17 protein-coding genes are annotated in these 14,644 nt (G+C 74.5%); 7 read left to right on the top strand and 10 right to left on the bottom strand.

Annotated elements, in window-relative coordinates; genetic code table 11:
* Positions 1 to 209: 209 nt before the first annotated feature.
* A complete protein-coding gene (locus PH189_RS07930) occupies positions 210 to 794 on the top strand; it encodes a TetR/AcrR family transcriptional regulator (RefSeq protein WP_274193861.1) in 585 nt (194 codons plus the stop codon).
* A 68-nt stretch (positions 795 to 862) separates the two neighbouring features.
* On the opposite strand, the gene PH189_RS07925 is transcribed toward PH189_RS07930, so the two are convergent.
* Together PH189_RS07925 and PH189_RS07920 are read right to left on the bottom strand one after the other, a co-directional pair.
* Positions 863 to 1,093: a DUF3107 domain-containing protein gene (locus PH189_RS07925; protein WP_274188362.1), complete on the bottom strand. Its 231-nt coding sequence runs from the start codon at positions 1,091 to 1,093 to the stop codon at positions 863 to 865.
* Between the two features lie 70 nt (positions 1,094 to 1,163).
* Positions 1,164 to 1,922: a ferritin-like fold-containing protein gene (locus PH189_RS07920; RefSeq protein ID WP_274188219.1), complete on the bottom strand. Its 759-nt coding sequence runs from the start codon at positions 1,920 to 1,922 to the stop codon at positions 1,164 to 1,166.
* A gap of 272 nt (positions 1,923 to 2,194) precedes the next feature.
* On the opposite strand from PH189_RS07920, the gene PH189_RS07915 reads away from it, so the two are divergent.
* From PH189_RS07915 to PH189_RS07900, 4 genes are all read left to right on the top strand, one after another.
* The gene (locus PH189_RS07915; RefSeq protein ID WP_274188218.1) at positions 2,195 to 4,003 is read left to right on the top strand and encodes a DEAD/DEAH box helicase; all 1,809 of its coding nucleotides are present in this window, start codon (positions 2,195 to 2,197) and stop codon (positions 4,001 to 4,003) included.
* Between the two features lie 12 nt (positions 4,004 to 4,015).
* Entirely contained in the window at positions 4,016 to 5,368 is a 1,353-nt protein-coding gene (locus PH189_RS07910; protein WP_465251263.1) for an Rv3212 family protein, read from the top strand.
* A 73-nt stretch (positions 5,369 to 5,441) separates the two neighbouring features.
* Positions 5,442 to 6,440 (top strand): alpha/beta fold hydrolase, encoded by a 999-nt coding sequence (locus PH189_RS07905; RefSeq protein WP_274188216.1) that lies wholly within the window; start codon positions 5,442 to 5,444, stop codon positions 6,438 to 6,440.
* Positions 6,440 to 7,270, top strand: a complete 831-nt coding sequence (locus PH189_RS07900) for an oxygenase MpaB family protein (RefSeq protein WP_274188215.1) — start codon at positions 6,440 to 6,442, stop codon at positions 7,268 to 7,270. The genes PH189_RS07905 and PH189_RS07900 overlap by 1 nt, the downstream gene beginning before the upstream one ends.
* Position 7,271: 1 nt before the next feature.
* On the opposite strand, the gene PH189_RS07895 is transcribed toward PH189_RS07900, so the two are convergent.
* Genes PH189_RS07895 through PH189_RS07875 form a run of 5 tightly spaced genes read right to left on the bottom strand, consistent with a single transcriptional unit; the run spans position 7,272 to position 10,283 of the window.
* Positions 7,272 to 7,808: a hypothetical protein gene (locus PH189_RS07895; RefSeq protein WP_274188214.1), complete on the bottom strand. Its 537-nt coding sequence runs from the start codon at positions 7,806 to 7,808 to the stop codon at positions 7,272 to 7,274.
* Positions 7,805 to 8,659 (bottom strand): RecB family exonuclease, encoded by an 855-nt coding sequence (locus PH189_RS07890; protein WP_274188213.1) that lies wholly within the window; start codon positions 8,657 to 8,659, stop codon positions 7,805 to 7,807. Before PH189_RS07890 ends, PH189_RS07895 begins: the two co-directional genes overlap by 4 nt.
* Before the next feature lie 29 nt (positions 8,660 to 8,688).
* Positions 8,689 to 9,549 carry a PHP domain-containing protein gene (locus tag PH189_RS07885; protein ID WP_274188212.1) on the bottom strand — a complete coding sequence of 287 codons (861 nt, stop codon included), beginning with the start codon at positions 9,547 to 9,549 and terminating at the stop codon, positions 8,689 to 8,691.
* Between the two features lie 10 nt (positions 9,550 to 9,559).
* Positions 9,560 to 10,111: a PH domain-containing protein gene (locus PH189_RS07880; RefSeq protein ID WP_274188211.1), complete on the bottom strand. Its 552-nt coding sequence runs from the start codon at positions 10,109 to 10,111 to the stop codon at positions 9,560 to 9,562.
* 13 nt (positions 10,112 to 10,124) lie between these two features.
* Complete coding sequence (locus tag PH189_RS07875) at positions 10,125 to 10,283, bottom strand: hypothetical protein (protein ID WP_274188210.1); 159 nt, start codon at positions 10,281 to 10,283, stop codon at positions 10,125 to 10,127.
* A 104-nt stretch (positions 10,284 to 10,387) separates the two neighbouring features.
* Between PH189_RS07875 and PH189_RS07870 the strand changes: the two genes are divergently transcribed.
* Positions 10,388 to 10,846: an NUDIX hydrolase gene (locus tag PH189_RS07870; RefSeq protein WP_274188209.1), complete on the top strand. Its 459-nt coding sequence runs from the start codon at positions 10,388 to 10,390 to the stop codon at positions 10,844 to 10,846.
* 6 nt (positions 10,847 to 10,852) lie between these two features.
* Here the strand turns inward: PH189_RS07870 and PH189_RS07865 are convergent, their stop codons facing one another.
* Positions 10,853 to 11,368 carry a MaoC family dehydratase gene (locus PH189_RS07865; protein WP_274188208.1) on the bottom strand — a complete coding sequence of 172 codons (516 nt, stop codon included), beginning with the start codon at positions 11,366 to 11,368 and terminating at the stop codon, positions 10,853 to 10,855.
* Between the two features lie 297 nt (positions 11,369 to 11,665).
* Here PH189_RS07865 and PH189_RS07860 point away from each other — a divergent pair, with 297 nt between their 5' ends.
* Positions 11,666 to 12,781: a magnesium and cobalt transport protein CorA gene (locus PH189_RS07860; protein WP_274188207.1), complete on the top strand. Its 1,116-nt coding sequence runs from the start codon at positions 11,666 to 11,668 to the stop codon at positions 12,779 to 12,781.
* A gap of 16 nt (positions 12,782 to 12,797) precedes the next feature.
* Here PH189_RS07860 and PH189_RS07855 read toward each other — a convergent pair whose 3' ends face one another.
* Both PH189_RS07855 and PH189_RS07850 read right to left on the bottom strand, forming a co-directional pair.
* On the bottom strand, positions 12,798 to 13,316 hold the full coding sequence (locus PH189_RS07855; protein WP_274188206.1) for a YflT domain-containing protein: 519 nt from the start codon (positions 13,314 to 13,316) through the stop codon (positions 12,798 to 12,800).
* 125 nt (positions 13,317 to 13,441) lie between these two features.
* Entirely contained in the window at positions 13,442 to 14,635 is a 1,194-nt protein-coding gene (locus tag PH189_RS07850; protein ID WP_274188205.1) for an acyl-CoA dehydrogenase family protein, read from the bottom strand.
* Positions 14,636 to 14,644 lie beyond the last annotated feature (9 nt).

Here is a 14,644-nt window from a genome sequence, read left to right as displayed (position 1 = left end):
CGGCGGGCGACCGCAGCCGCTCCTGGTCGAGGTGCTGGTGCGTCGACCGCGTGGCGCAACGCCACACGATCGTCACCCGATGGGTAGGGTCGTGCGTCCGGGGCGGCCGACACACCCGCGCCGCCGACGCGGTCGAGTGGGGGACTGGGATGAACGGGCGCGCGAGCCTTCCGGGGGCGAGTCCCGGGTCCGCCGCGGGCCGTCCGCGCATGACGCGATCCGCGCGCCGTGCCCAGCTGCTCGACGCCGCGCGCGAGGTGTTCGGCGCCCACGGCTACCACGCCGCGGCGATGGACGAGATCGCCGAGCGCGCCGGGGTCAGCAAGCCGGTGCTCTACCAGCACTTCCCCGGCAAGCTCGACCTCTACCGCGCCCTCGTGCAGGGCGCCGCGGACGACATGGTGCGCACGGTGCGCGCCGCGATCCGCTCGACCACCGACAACAAGGCGCGCGTCCAGGCCACGATCCAGGCCTACTTCGACGTCGTCTCGTCGCGCGACGGCGCGATGCGCCTGGTGTTCGAGACCGACACCCGGGCGACGCCCGAGATCGCCGGGCTCGTCGACCGCGCGACGTCGGACTGCATCGACGCGGTCACCGAGGCCGTCACCAACGACGCGGGCCTCGAGCCCGAACGCGCCCGCCTGCTCGCCGTCGGGCTGGTGGGCCTGTCCACCACCGCCGCCCGCTACTGGCTCGACGCGGGCCTGCAGCCACCCCGCGAGGACGCGATCACTCTGATGTCCCAGCTGGCCTGGCGCGGCATCGGCGGCTTCCCCCGTCAGGAGGGATAGCGGCCGGGAGGGGTGGTCGGGGGGGGGGGGGGCGGGGCGCGGGCCCCGGCCCCCCCGACGACCCCTGACTAGCTCCCTACACCGAAGCCCACGCGACGGCCCTCCGACGGCGCGATCTCCACGTAGGCGATCCGGGCCGCGGGGATGACGTACCGGCGGCCCTTGTCGTCGGAGAGCACGAGGGTGCCGCCGTTCGAGGCGAGCGCCGCGTCGACGAGCCCCTGCACCTCGTCGGGCGTCTGGTCGCTCGCGACCACCAGCTCGCGCGGGCTCTCCGCCACGCCGATCTTGACCTCCACGCGTTCCTCCACCTCGGACGTCATTGGTGCCCGCGCGAGGCTAGTCCACCCGCGGGCCGGGGGTCGGGTCCTACAGCCCGAGCGCGTGCAGCCGCTTCGAGTGGCGCGACTTCAGCGCCTTGAACACGACCTGGCGCGACGTCCCGCCGAGCAGCGCCGTCGCCGCCTCCGGGTGCGCGTCGAGCACCTCGGCGGCCGCGGCGAGGGTCTCCCCCAGCAGTCGGCGACCCCAGAGGGCCAGGTGACCGCGGGTCTGCTCGTCGGCGAGGAGGTCGACGACGGCGCGCTCCGCGAACGCGTCGAACCCGCTCTCGCCCGCGGCCTCGCGGCCGGCGTCCGGGCCCCGCAGGAGCTCGGCGGCCTCGTCGCCCCCGTGCCCGTCGTCGGGAACCGCGCCGGTCGCGGCGACGAGGTCGACGGCCAGCGTGCGGCCCACGTAGGCGCCGACGAGCGCCTCGCCCCAGTTCCGCGGGGCGGTCCGGGCGGCGAAGGCGTCGAGGACGGCCGCGAACGGCGCCATCGCCGCGACGAGGTCCACGCCCCGGTCGGTCAGGTGGGCGCGCACGCGCTCGACGTGCGCCATCTCCGCGGCTGCGAGGGCCGCCATCTCGGCGCGCCCGGTGAGGTCGGGGGCGAGCGCGGCGTCGGCCGCGAGGCGGGTGAAGGCGGTCAGCGCGCCGTACGCGACGGCTCCGAGCAGGTCGACGGGTGGGGCGGCGGGGGCGCTCTCGGGGGCACTGTCGGGCCTGCTGTCGGGGGCGCTGCCGGGGGTGTCGTCGGCAGCCCCCGTGGCGGTGGTGGCAGGGCGGCCGCGCTCGGGCTCGGTCACGGCGCTCCACCCTAGGGCCCGGCGCCCGGGACCGGCGGTGACGCGGGCCTCCCGGGGCGGCGGGTAGCATGGGTGTGTCCCGCGGTGGCACGCACCGTCGCCGACCTCCCGGTCGCCGTCATGTCCCGCGGAACGCACCCGAGCGTGCGGGCGCCTCAGCCGGCTCTCCCGCGTCCGGCGACGTGGGGTCGCGCTCCGACGATGGAGCGGGACCGTGCACCACCCCGTGCACCGTCGCCGCCCCGACGTGGTCGAGCCAGCCGGCCCGCCTCGTGCGCACGAGCCGCGAGGAAGGCAGACCCCTGACCACCGTCACGACCGACACCCGATCCGAGTCCGAAGGCCCCGACGCCGACGAGGAGCCGGCCGTCGAGCCGCTCAAGGCCGACGCCCCCGTCGCCGAGGACTCCCCCACCTTCGCCGAGCTCGGCGTCGACCCCGCGATCGTCGCGGCCCTCGGCCGCGCCGGGATCGTGCGCACGTTCGCCATCCAGGAGCTGACGCTGCCGCTGGCGCTCGCCGGCGACGACCTCATCGGCCAGGCGCGCACCGGCACCGGCAAGACCCTCGGCTTCGGCGTCCCGCTGCTGCAGCGCTTCGGCCGCCCCACCGAGGACGGCACGCCGCGCGTCCTGGTGGTCGTCCCCACCCGCGAGCTGTGCGTCCAGGTCGCCAAGGACATCGAGGCCGCCGGCGCCGACCTCGGCACGCGCGTCCTGTCGATCTACGGCGGGCGCCCCTACGAGAGCCAGATCGCGGCGCTGCAGCGGGGCGTCGACCTGGTGGTCGGCACCCCGGGCCGCCTGCTCGACCTCGCCCAGCAGGGACACCTCGTGCTGGCGAAGATCGGCGGGCTCGTCCTCGACGAGGCCGACGAGATGCTCGACCTGGGCTTCCTGCCCGACGTCGAGCGCATCCTCGGCATGCTGCCCGACCAGCGCCAGACGATGCTGTTCTCGGCCACCATGCCGGGTCCGATCATCACGCTGTCGCGGACGTTCCTGACACAGCCGACGCACATCCGCGCCGAGCAGGTCGACTCGTCGGCCATCGGCGAGAAGACCGCGCAGTACGTCTACCGCGCCCACGCGCTCGACAAGGTCGAGATGCTGGCCCGCACGCTGCAGGCCACCGACCGCGGCCCGACGATGGTGTTCACGCGCACCAAGCGCACCGCGAGCAAGGTCTCCGAGGAGCTCGCCGAGCGGGGCTTCGCCGTCGGCGCCGTCCACGGCGACCTGGGTCAGGGCGCCCGCGAGCACGCGCTCAAGGCGTTCCGCGACGGGCGCATCGACGTGCTGGTCTGCACCGACGTCGCCGCCCGCGGCATCGACGTCACGGGCGTCACGCACGTCATCAACTACCAGTGCCCGGACGACGCCAAGACCTACATCCACCGCATCGGCCGCACCGGTCGCGCCGGCCTCACGGGCATCGCGGTGACGCTGGTCGACTGGGACGACCTCCCCAAGTGGAAGCTCATCTCGGACGACCTGGCGCTCGGCGCGCCCGAGCCGCCGGAGACGTACTCGAACTCGCCGCACCTCTACGCCGACATGGGCATCCCCGAGGGCGCGACCGGGCGCGTCGCCCGTCGCCGTCGCCCCGCCGAGGAGGAGGCCGAGGACGGCCCCCAGCGCGAGACGCGCGAGAGCCGCGGTGGGCGCGAGCGTTCCGCGGGCCGGTCGCGCGGGCGTCCCCGCGGCGGTGAGGGCGGCGACGCCAGCCGCGGCACCGGCGAGGACGCCGAGGGCAGCGAGGAGCAGGGCCCCGGGCGCGGCGGGCGCCGCTCGCGGTCGCGCACCCGTCGCCGTGCGGGCGAGGTCGTCGCGGGGTCCGAGGGCGAGGCACCCGCCGAGAACGCCCCCGCCGGCGGCACGGCCGGCGGCAGTGACAGCAGCACCGACAGCGACGCCGCTTCCGAGCGCACCGAGGAGGCGTCGGACGGGGACCGTCCGCGCCGCCGGCGCCGTCGCGGCGGGCGGGGCTCCGGCTCCCGCTCCGGTGGTGGCTCGAGCAATGGCTCGGGTGGCGAGGGGACCGCGAACGAGTCGGCGCCCGCCGCCGCCACCAGCGAGTAGGCCCGGCGCGCGGTGAGCTCGCCGACGTCGTCGCGGACGTCAGGGCCGGCATCCGGTCCGACGGCCGACCGGGCGGATCCACCGGACCCGCCCGGTCGACGCCGGCTGCCCCCGCCCGAGCGGCGGCGCCGCGGCGACCTGGTGGCCGTCGCGTTCCTGGCGGTCGCGGCTGTCGTCGGCACGCTGCTCGTCCTGGCGTCCGGTGACGCCGGGGACACCGAGGCCCGCGTGGCTCCGGTGCCGCTCGCGCCGTCGCCCGACGGGCCGGTGCCGACCGCGCTCACCGAGGCGTGGCGGGCGGAGAGCCCGGCGACGCCGGCGCCGCTGGCCATCGGTCCGGCCGTGATCACCGCGGGCCCGGAGGGTGTCGCCGGCCTCGACCCGGCGACGGGGCGCGAGGCGTGGCGCTACTCCCGCCCCGAGGCGCCCTGCACGGTGGGGTCGGGCTTCGGCGACGTGCTCGCGGTCTTCCGCACCGACGGCGCGCTGGGCACCTGGTGCTCCGACGTCGCCGCCCTCGACCCGGCGAACGGGGCCCGCGGGCCGTCCCGCAACGCCGACCTGCGCGAGGGCACCCGCCTGCTCGCCGACCGCGACCACGTCACCGGGACGGGCGCCGACCACGTCGAGACCTGGCGCTCGGACCTGGTGCTGACCACCGAGGTGGGCCGCGTCGCCACGCCGGTCCAGCCGCCCGACGCCCAGCCGCGCGCCGAGTGCACCAACGGCTCGATCGCGGTCGGCGGCGGCACCGTCGGCATGATCCAGCGCTGTCCCGGCGACGACTCCGACCGCCTGACCGTGGTCGACGCCGACCCCTCCAGCTCCGAGAAGCCCGAGGAGCGCTCCAGCACGCTGCTCGGCGTGCGCGGCGCCCGGCTCGTGGCGCTCACCGACCAGCGGGCCGCCTGGGCGGCCCCGGACGGCACCCTGCACGTCGTCGGCACCTCGCCCGACACCGCCGACCTGGTCGGCACGGTCGACGTCCTCGGTCCCGCCGCCGGGCCGACGACCGACCCGCCGGACCTGGCCGCGACCGTCCGTCCCGTCGGCCCGGTGCTGCTCTGGTGGACCGGCAGCGCCACCGTCGCGCTCGACGCCGGGGACCTGCGTCCGCGGTGGACCGTGCCCGGAGCGCTGGGTGCGGGCGCGGCCTGGCCGGGCAGCGCCCCGGCCGCCGTCGCCCTCGTGCCCGTCCCCGACGGCCTGGCCGTGCTGGACGCGGCGACCGGGGCCCCGCGCGGCCCGACGATCCCGGTCGCCCGCGGCCTGCCGGCGGGCAGCCCGGTCGCGGTGGCCGCCACGGGCACCACGGTGGTCGAGCTGCGCGGCTCCACGGTCGTCGCGCTGCGCCCGCCGGGCTGAGGGCCGGAGGGGCGGGCCCGATGGGGTCGCCGACACGCCCCGGACCGGCCCCGGATGCGGCAGAGTGGCGTGGGTGGGCCGCCCCGAGACCCCTGACACCGCCCGGCCGGTCGGCGCCGCGGCGGCGGACGGGGTCGCGCCGGACCGTCCGCCCGACGCCTCTCCGGCACTGCCCCCCGCCCGTGGGAGGGCCCAGCGCCATCCGCACGGCGCCCGGACGGTCACCGTCGACTCCTCCCTCGGACCACTGACGGCCTGGCGTGCCGACGCCGACGAGTCCGCCGCCGTCGAGGGCCCGCCCGCGACGGCCGTGCTGCTGCCCGGGTACTCGGGCTCGAAGGAGGACTTCGCGCCCCTGGTCGACGCGATTGCCGCGGCCGGGATCGGCGTGCTGGCCCTCGATCTGCCGGGCCAGTACGAGTCGCCCGGCCCCGAGACCGAGGCCGACTACCGTCCGGGGGCGCTCGGGCCGGTGGTGGCCGGGGTCGTCGGCGACGAGGCCGCGGCCGGACGACGGGTGCTGCTGCTCGGGCACTCCTTCGGCGGGCTCGTCGCGCGCGCGACCGTGCTGGCCGGGGCGCCGGTGCACGGCCTGACCCTCATGGACTCCGGGCCCGGCGAGCTGCCGATGGGCGGGCGGCGCACCCAGCTCGACGTCGTCGAGCCCGTCCTGCGCCGCCGCGGCATCGACGCGGTCGTGGCGCTGCGCGACGCGTCGGGCGAGTGGTCGTCGACCGATCCCGAGGTCGTGGCCCTGCTGCGCGAGCGCCTGCGCCGCTCGGCGGTCGCGGGGCTGCTCGGCATGGGCGACGCGCTGCGCTCCGAGCCCGACCGCACCGCCGAGCTCGTCGCCGCCGTGCGCGCCCGGCGGGTGCCCTGCCTGATCGTCTGCGGGATCGACGACGACGCCTGGCCGGTGACCATGCAGCGCACGATGGCCGACCGCCTCGAGGCCGAGTTCGCGAGCATCCCCCACGCGGCGCACGCCCCGAACGTCGAGAACCCCGTCGCCCTGCTCGACGTCCTCGTCCCCACGTGGCGGACCTGGCTGCGGGACGACATGCTCGGGTAGTGCGCTCCGACGACGGCTACTTCGGTCCCGGCAGCGTCACCTGGCGCGTGCTCGCCGACCCGGCCGCGGGCCCCGGCGGCATCTCGTCGCTGTTCATGCAGGCCCTGCACCCGCTCGCGATGGCGGGGGTCGAGCAGCACTCCGACTTCCACGACGCCTTCTGGCCGCGGCTGCAGCGCACCGCGGAGTACGTCATGACGGTGACGTTCGCCGACCGCGCGAAGGTCGACGGCGCCGCCGCCCGGGTGCGCGCCGCGCACGAGTGGGTCCGGGGCACCGACCCGGTCACCGGCCGTCCCTACGCCGCCGGCGACCCCGACCTGCTGCGCTGGATGCACGTCACCGAGGTCAGCTCGTTCCTCGAGGCGGTGCGGCGCGCCGGCGCCCCGATCAGCGACGCCGAGGCCGACGAGTACTACCGCGAGCAGGTCGTCGCCGCGCAGCTGCTCGGGGCGGTCGACGTCCCCGCGAGCTGCGCGGACGTGGCCGACTACGTCGCCGACGTCCGTCGCACGGACCTCGTCGCGTCGTCCACCAGCCGCGCCGCAGCGCTGCGCCTGCTGGTGCCGCCGATGTCGCTGCGCACGACGCTCACCACGCCGGCCCGCCCGGCCTGGACCGCGCTCGCCGCCCTCGGCTTCGCGCTCCAGCCGCGCTGGGCTCGCCGCCTGCACGGCGTCCCCACCCTGCCGACCACGGACCTCGCCGCGACGCTGACGCTGCGTGCCCTGCGCACCACCGTCCTCGCCCTGCCCGAGGACTGGCGCCGCGGCCCGGTCGCGCGCGAGGCGCTGGCCCGTGAGCGCGAGGCCCTGTCGGAGGCGTCCTGAGCTAGGCCCACCACGAGGTGGAGAGCACCACCAGGAGGATCACCGGAACCGCCGCGGCCGCAGCGAGAGCGGGCCCGGACGGCGTGCGCCGGTGGGCGGCGACGGCCGTGGCGCCGATGGCGAGCACGGCGGCGACCACGTGGCCGATCACGGTGTCGGCACCCGCCCCCGGCCCGCCGAGGACGTACGGCGCCGCGACGACCGCGAGCGCGAGCACCACGAGACCGCCCGCGAGGACCCGGGCGACGGCCACGAGTCGACGGCGGGGCCGGGCGAGCCGGTCGCGGCGGTAGGCGCGCGGCAGACCGCTGGTGGGGAAGCCCCCGGTGCCGGGGAACCCCGACGGCGGGGTGGGGCGCCCGGCCGGGCGGGGCCGGGGCGCGCCGCGACCCGGCGTGTACCCGGCCGCGGTGCCCCCGTGCGGCGGGGTGGGGTCGTCGTGCTCGCCGTCGTGTCGGGCCCAGCCCTGCGGCGGCGTGGGGCGCCAGGGACCCCAGGCGTCGTCGGGGCCCGGCTCGGGCGCGGCGGCGCGGCTCACGGCGCGAGCCCCGCCCACGCCGGCTCGGCCGGGGCGGCGGCGCGGCCCTCGGGACAGTGGCGGCGCACGTCGCAGGAGCCACAGCGGGGTCCCGGAGCGGGCGGGAAGAGGCTCTCGGAGAGACGCGGGTCCTCGTCGAGAGCGTCCGCGGCGGCGCCGAGCGCGACGGCCCCGGCCTCGGCGCGGTCCCGGTGCGCGGCCAGGGACTCCTCGTCGTGGTCGACGCCCGCGACGGTCCCGCTGGGCAGGTGGTGCAGCTCGACGCGGTGGCACGGACGCCGCAGGGTCCGGCGGGCGGCGAGCGCGTAGAGCGCCAGTGCGGTCGACCGGCGCGCGTCGTCGGCGTCGGGGGCCCGCCGACCGGTCTTGTAGTCGACGACGACCACGTCACCGTCGCGCTCGTCGAGACGGTCCGCCCGGCCCTCGGCGACCATCGCCCCGACCGGCGCGCTGAGCCAGCGCTCGAGGCCGACGGTCTCCCCCATCGGCTCCGGGGCGCCGGCGACGGCGTGGCGCTCGACGTAGTCGGCGACCCAGGTGCGGGCGCGCTCGCGGTGGGTGGCGGCCTGGGCGTCGTCCCGGAAGCCCTCGGACGACCAGTGGCGGTCGACCTCGACCGCCGCGCGGGCGGGGCTGCGCCGGACGGGCGGAGCGCCGTACACCGCCTGCAGGGCGTTGTGCACGACGGCGCCGAGCGTGCTCGCCGCCCGGGGACCGCCGCGCGGGAGCGCCGGACGGTCCAGATAGGTCAGGCGGTACCGCCGCCTGCAGTCCTCCCAGGTGGCGAGGCGCGACGGGGTCACGCGCACCAGGCGGGCGGGCATGCCCTCCAGACCCAGCTGCATGCTCATCACCGTCCACCCTAAGTGGCGCCCGGGTGTCAGCCCGCGAGGACCTCGACGCCCCTCGCGCGCTCGACGATCTTCTCGAGCTCCGCCGGCGCGGTCGTCTCACCCGCGATCGGCGTGTTCGTCTTGTTGGTGCCGTGGTAGTCGCTCGAGCCGGTGACGAGCAGGCCCGTTCCGGCCGCGAGCGCCCGCAACGTCGCGCGGTCCTCGCCGACGTGGTCGGGGTGGTCGACCTCGACGCCGTCGAGCCCCTCGCGGGCCAGGTCGCGGAGTACGGAGGCCTCCACGACGTCCCCGCGCGTGCGCGCGAACGGGTGCGCGAACACCGCGACGCCGCCGGCGGCACGGATCATCGCGACGGCCTCGGCGATCGGGGTGTTGTACTTCTCGACGTAGTACGGACCGCCCTTGCGCAGGATCTCCCGGAAGGCCTCGGACACCGAGCCCACGACCCCGGCCTCGACGAGCGCCTGCCCGATGTGGGGCCGGCCGGCGGGCGAGTCGGCGGGCAGCCGCGCGAGCAGCGCCTCGCCGTCGATCGGCAGTCCGCCGGCGGCCATCCGCTCCCCCATCGCCCGGAGGCGGTCCCGACGCGAGTTCCGCACCCGCTCCTGCTCCGCGACGATCGTGGCGTCCTCGGGGTCGAACAGGTAGCCGAGCAGGTGGGCGGTGACCTCCCCGCCCCGCCCGTCCGGGCTCACGGTGGAGAACTCCGCACCGCGGAGGAGCGTCATGCCCGACGGCCGCGCGGCGGCGGCCTCGGCCCAGCCGGTGGTGGTGTCGTGGTCGGTCAGCGCCAGCACGGTGACGCCCGCGCCGGCGGCCGTCGCGACCAGCTCGGTGGGGGTCTCGGTGCCGTCGGAGACCGTGGAGTGGGTGTGGAGATCGATCACGACGCCAGTATCAGCGTCGGCGGCCCCGCGCCCCACCGAAACCGGACCCCGGCAGCGTGTACGAACGGGTCTGGCGCTTGTCGCCGAACACCAGCTCGGAGATCGCCTCGTAGACCTCTTCGGGGTCGGGCAGGTAGTGGATCTGGTTGAGCGCCTGGATCTGGCCTGCCGACTCGATGACCATCGTCCCGTAGCCGAGCAGGCGCCCGTTGAACGTGCGGATGAAGCTGAGGTCGGTGACCTTCGTCAGCGGCATCATGCCGACGTTGTGGGTGAAGATCCCCTTGGTGAGCATCACCCGCTTGTCGGTGACGACGACCTTCTCGACCCACCACTCGCTGACCTTGTAGCTCGACTTCAGCAGCACGAGCAGCGCGCCGTACCAGAACAGGTTGTCCAGCACGACGTTCTGCGGGAGGAACGCGGCGCCGAGCGCGAGCAGGACGAACAGGATGACGGCCTGCAGCACCTCGCCGACGATGACCGCCCAGTGGCGCCGGAAGCGGATCACCCGCCGTTCGGTCGGCAGGACGTACTCGTCGACCTCGCGGGGTGCCAGCACGACGGCCTCCGACCTAGAACAACGCTTGGATGAAGGCGACCACGGATGCGGCCGCGTCACCCAGGATAGTGAGGATGTTCAGCACGAGGTCGGCTGAATTCTGCGGCTGGGAGATGACGAAGAAGAGTGCGAACGCGACACCCACGATGATGCCGATCTTCTTCGCGTTCACCAGGTTCCCTCGCGGTGCTCGGTCGACGGTCGTTTCGTCGGCAGTATGGGCCGGTCCGGGCGCGGACGGCCATCGGGTCACGGGTGATACTAGGGTGAACTCCTGTGACAGCGCGTGATCCGGGGTCCGCTCCCGGCGCGTCGCCCCCGGACGAGATCCTCTGCGTCGGTGGCATCGTCACCGACGCCGCCGGACGGCTCCTCCTGATCCGCCGTGCCCACCCGCCCCAGGCCGGCCGGTGGTCGCTGCCGGGCGGCAAGGTCGAGCCCGGCGAGACGGTGCCCGAGGCGACCCGCCGCGAGGTCGCCGAGGAGACCGGGCTCGACGTCGAGGTGGGCGACGAGGTCGGCCGGGTGCGCCGACCCGCGCCCGACGGCCGGGTCTTCGCCATCCACGACCTGCGCTGCCGCCCGCGCGACCCGGCCGCGACCCCGCGCGCCGGCGACGACGCCGCCGACGCGCGCTGGGTCGACGCCGCCGCCTACGACGCGCTCGACGCGGCCGGGGAGCTCGTCACCGGGCTCACGGCCGCGCTGCGCGGGTGGAACTGCCTGCCGCTCTGATCCCGACTAGTCGCGCTGGGGGACGGGGCGGCGGGGCTGCTCGGCTTCCAGGGCCTCGTCCGACCCCTCGGCCGCCGGCCGCTTGGGCACCATGACCTTGCGGCGGTAGATGCAGACCACCACGCCGTCCTGGTTGTAGCCGATCGTCTCGACCGCGACGATGCCGCGGTCGTTCTTCGACGACGACTCCTTCTTGTCCAGCACCGTCGACTCGCCGTAGATCGTGTCGCCGTGGAAGACCGGCTTGACGTGGCGCAGCGACTCGACCTCGAGGTTGGCGATCGCCTTGCCGGACACGTCGGGCACCGACATCCCCAGCAGCAGCGAGTAGACGTAGTTGCCGACGACGACGTTGCGGCCCTGCTGGGTCCCGGACGCGTAGTGGTTGTCCAGGTGCAGCGGGTGGTGGTTCATCGTGATCAGGCAGAACAGGTGGTCGTCGTACTCGGTGACCGTCTTGCCGGGCCAGTGCTTGTAGGTCGCACCGACCTCGAACTCCTCGAAGTACCGACCGAACTGCACGAATCCGCCTCCTGAACGTCTGTGGTCATGACGGTGTCGGACGAGGGACGGGGAGAGTCCGCCGTCCGACGCCGGATGTGGCGGCCGTTAGGATGACGGATCGACCGACGTGGTGTCGTGCGACGCGAGGGAGGTGAGACGTGGACGACTCGAGGTCCGACCTTCCGCCCAGTACGGGCCGCGTCTCCTCCCGGACGCCCGCCGCGCGCTGACCGGCGCGGCTCGCCCGGGGAGGGACGCGGTGGCTCATCCGCCCGTAGCCCCCGTCTCGACACCGTCCGGTCCCCGGAGGTCCCCATGCCCAGCCTGCCCACGCTGCGCAACGCCGGTTCTCGCGTGATCCGCCCCGGCCGTCCCCGCACCCAGGACCCGCGTGTGCCCCACGTGCCCCTGTCCGCCTTCGTCGTCGACTGCGCGGTGTACGTCGACGGCAAGCGGCTCGAGGGCCGGTGGACCCACCGCGAGGCGATCGCCGAGGTCCGCCGGCGCGAGGAGGGCTTCGTCTGGATCGGCCTGCACGAGCCCGACGCCGAGCAGATCACCGACATCGCCGAGGTCTTCGGGCTGCACCCGCTGGCCGTCGAGGACGCGGTGCACGCGCACCAGCGACCGAAGATCGAGCGCTTCAGCGGAGCGCCGGGCGGCGGGGACGACATGTTGTTCTCGGTGTTCAAGACCATGCGCTACGTCGCACACGCGTCGCCCACGACGGCCAACGAGATCGTCGAGTCGGGCGAGCTCATGGTCTTCCTGGGCCGCGACTTCGTCGTCACCGTCCGCCACGGCCAGCACTCCGGTCTGCGCCGCGTCCGGCACCTGCTCGAGTCCGACCCCGAGCACCTCGCGCAGGGCCCGGCGGTCGTGCTGCACGCCGTCGCCGACCACATCGTCGACGCCTACCTCGAGGTCGCGCACGGCGTCGAGGGCGACATCGACGTCATGGAGACCGAGGTCTTCGCGCCCTACAGCGAGGTCGGCGCCGAGCAGATCTACCTGATGAAGCGCGAGGTCCTCGAGCTGCGGCGCGCGGTGACACCGCTGGTGACGCCCATGCGCCGGCTCACCGAGGGCTACTCGCCCCTGGTGCCGTCGGAGGTCCGCAGCTACTTCCGCGACGTCGACGACCACCTCGCGACGGTGGCCGAGCGCGTCGCATCCTTCGACGAGCTGCTCACCACCCTCGTCGACGCCGTCCTCGCGAAGATCACCCTGCGCCAGAACAACGACATGCGCAAGATCACCGCCTACGCCGCCCTGCTCGCGGTGCCGACGATGCTCGCCGGCATCTACGGCATGAACTTCGACTACATGCCCGAGCTGCACTGGGAGTTCGGCTACCCCGCGGTGATCCTCGTGATCCTCACCATCTGCGCGGTGCTCTGGCGGACCTTCCGCCGCAACCGCTGGCTGTGAGCCCTCGCTCCGTCGATCAGGTGTCGGTGCCCAGCGCCAGCTTGCTCAGCATGTCCCGGGCCTTCTCGGCGTTGCGGGGCTGGCAGAGGACGTCGTAGCGCCCGGCCACGATCTGGCTCTGCGACGTGAAGTCCCGCCGGCCGCGGGAGGCGCCGTAGGTGATCGCCCCGGACACGACGCCGAAGATGATGCCGATGACGAGGCCGGTGAGGATCGACCCGAACCCGCTGCCGACGGGCGCGAGCAGCGAGAGCACCAGGCCGACGAACAGACCCAGCCAGGCACCGGACGCGGCGCCGGTGAGCAGCACGCGGCCCCAGGTCAGGCGGCCGATGACCCGCTCGACGAGCATGAGGTCGACGCCGACGATGGTCACGTCGGCAACGGGGAACTCGTTGTCCGCGAGGTGGTCGACGGCGCGCTGGGCCTCCTCGTACTTGGCGTAGGAGCCCACGGGCCAGCCCGACGGCGGCTCGGGGAGGTTCGGCAGCCCGGGCTGGGCGCCGGGGCGGTTCCCGGTGAACGGCGCAGTCACGACTCTTCCCTCGCTGTCCCTCGCATACGGTCCTTCATCCCGTCAACGGACCACCCGGCCCGGGAGTGCCCGGGCCGGGTGCGTTGTGACACGAAACGGTACCGCCGATCGGTCCAGCGGGGTGATCAGCGCAGCTTGTAGTCCTTGAGCAGGCCGCGGCTGATGATCGTCTTCTGGATCTCCGAGGTGCCCTCGCCGATGAGCAGGAACGGCGCCTCGCGCATGAGGCGCTCGATCTCGTACTCCTTCGAGTAGCCGTAGCCGCCGTGGATGCGGAACGACTCCTCGGTGACCTCCTTGCAGTACTCGGAGGCGAGCATCTTGGCCATCCCGGCCTCGACGTCGTTGCGCTCGCCGCGGTCCTTGAGGCTGGCGGCGTTGACCATCATGTGGTGCGCGGCCTCGACCTTGGTGGCCATCTCGGCGAGCTTGAAGGCGATGGCCTGGTGCTGGGCGATCGGCTTGCCGAAGGTGGAGCGCTGCTGGGCGTACTCGATGCCGAGCTCGAAGGCGCGGATCGCGATGCCGCAGGCGCGGGCGGCGACGTTGACGCGGCCGACCTCGACGCCGTCCATCATCTGCGCGAAGCCCTTGCCGGGCGCGTTGCCCAGCACCTGGCTCTGCGGGATGCGGTGGCCGTCGAACACCATCTCGGTGGTGTCGACGCCCTTGTAGCCCATCTTGTCGATCTTGCCGGGGATCGAGAGCCCCTCGGCGACCTTCCCGAAACCGCGGGGCTTGTCGACCAGCAGCGTCGTCAGGTTCTGGTAGGGCTTCTCGGCGCCCTCGTCGGTCTTGACCAGCACCGCGGTGAGGTTCGACGAGCCACCGTTGGTCAGCCACATCTTCGCGCCGTTGACGACGTAGTCGTCCCCGTCGACCTTCGCGCTGGTCTTGATCGCGGCGACGTCGGAGCCGAGGTCGGGCTCGGACATCGAGAACGAGCCGGTGATCTCGCCGGTCGCCATCTTCGGCAGGTAGTGCGCCTTCTGCTCGGCGGTGCCGTGCTGGCGCAGCATGTAGGCGACGATGAAGTGGGTGTTGATGACGCCCGAGACGCTCATCCACCCGCGGGCGATCTGCTCGACGACGAGCGCGTAGGTCAGCAGCGACTCGCCCAGACCGTCGTACTCCTCCGGGATCATGAGCCCGAACAGGCCCATCTCCTTCATCCCGTCGACGATGTCCTGCGGGTAGACGTCCTCGTGCTCGAGCTGCTGCGCGTGCGGGATGATCTCCTTGTCCACGAAGTCGCGGACGGTCGACAGGATCTCCTGCTGCACATCGGTGAGACCGGCGGTCTGGGCGAGGCGTGCCATGCGTCGTGC

It is taken from the genome of Actinomycetospora chibensis (assembly GCF_028737215.1).
Classification (GTDB): Bacteria; Actinomycetota; Actinomycetes; order Mycobacteriales; family Pseudonocardiaceae; genus Actinomycetospora; species Actinomycetospora chibensis.
This window is presented reverse-complemented; position numbering and strand designations above follow the sequence as displayed.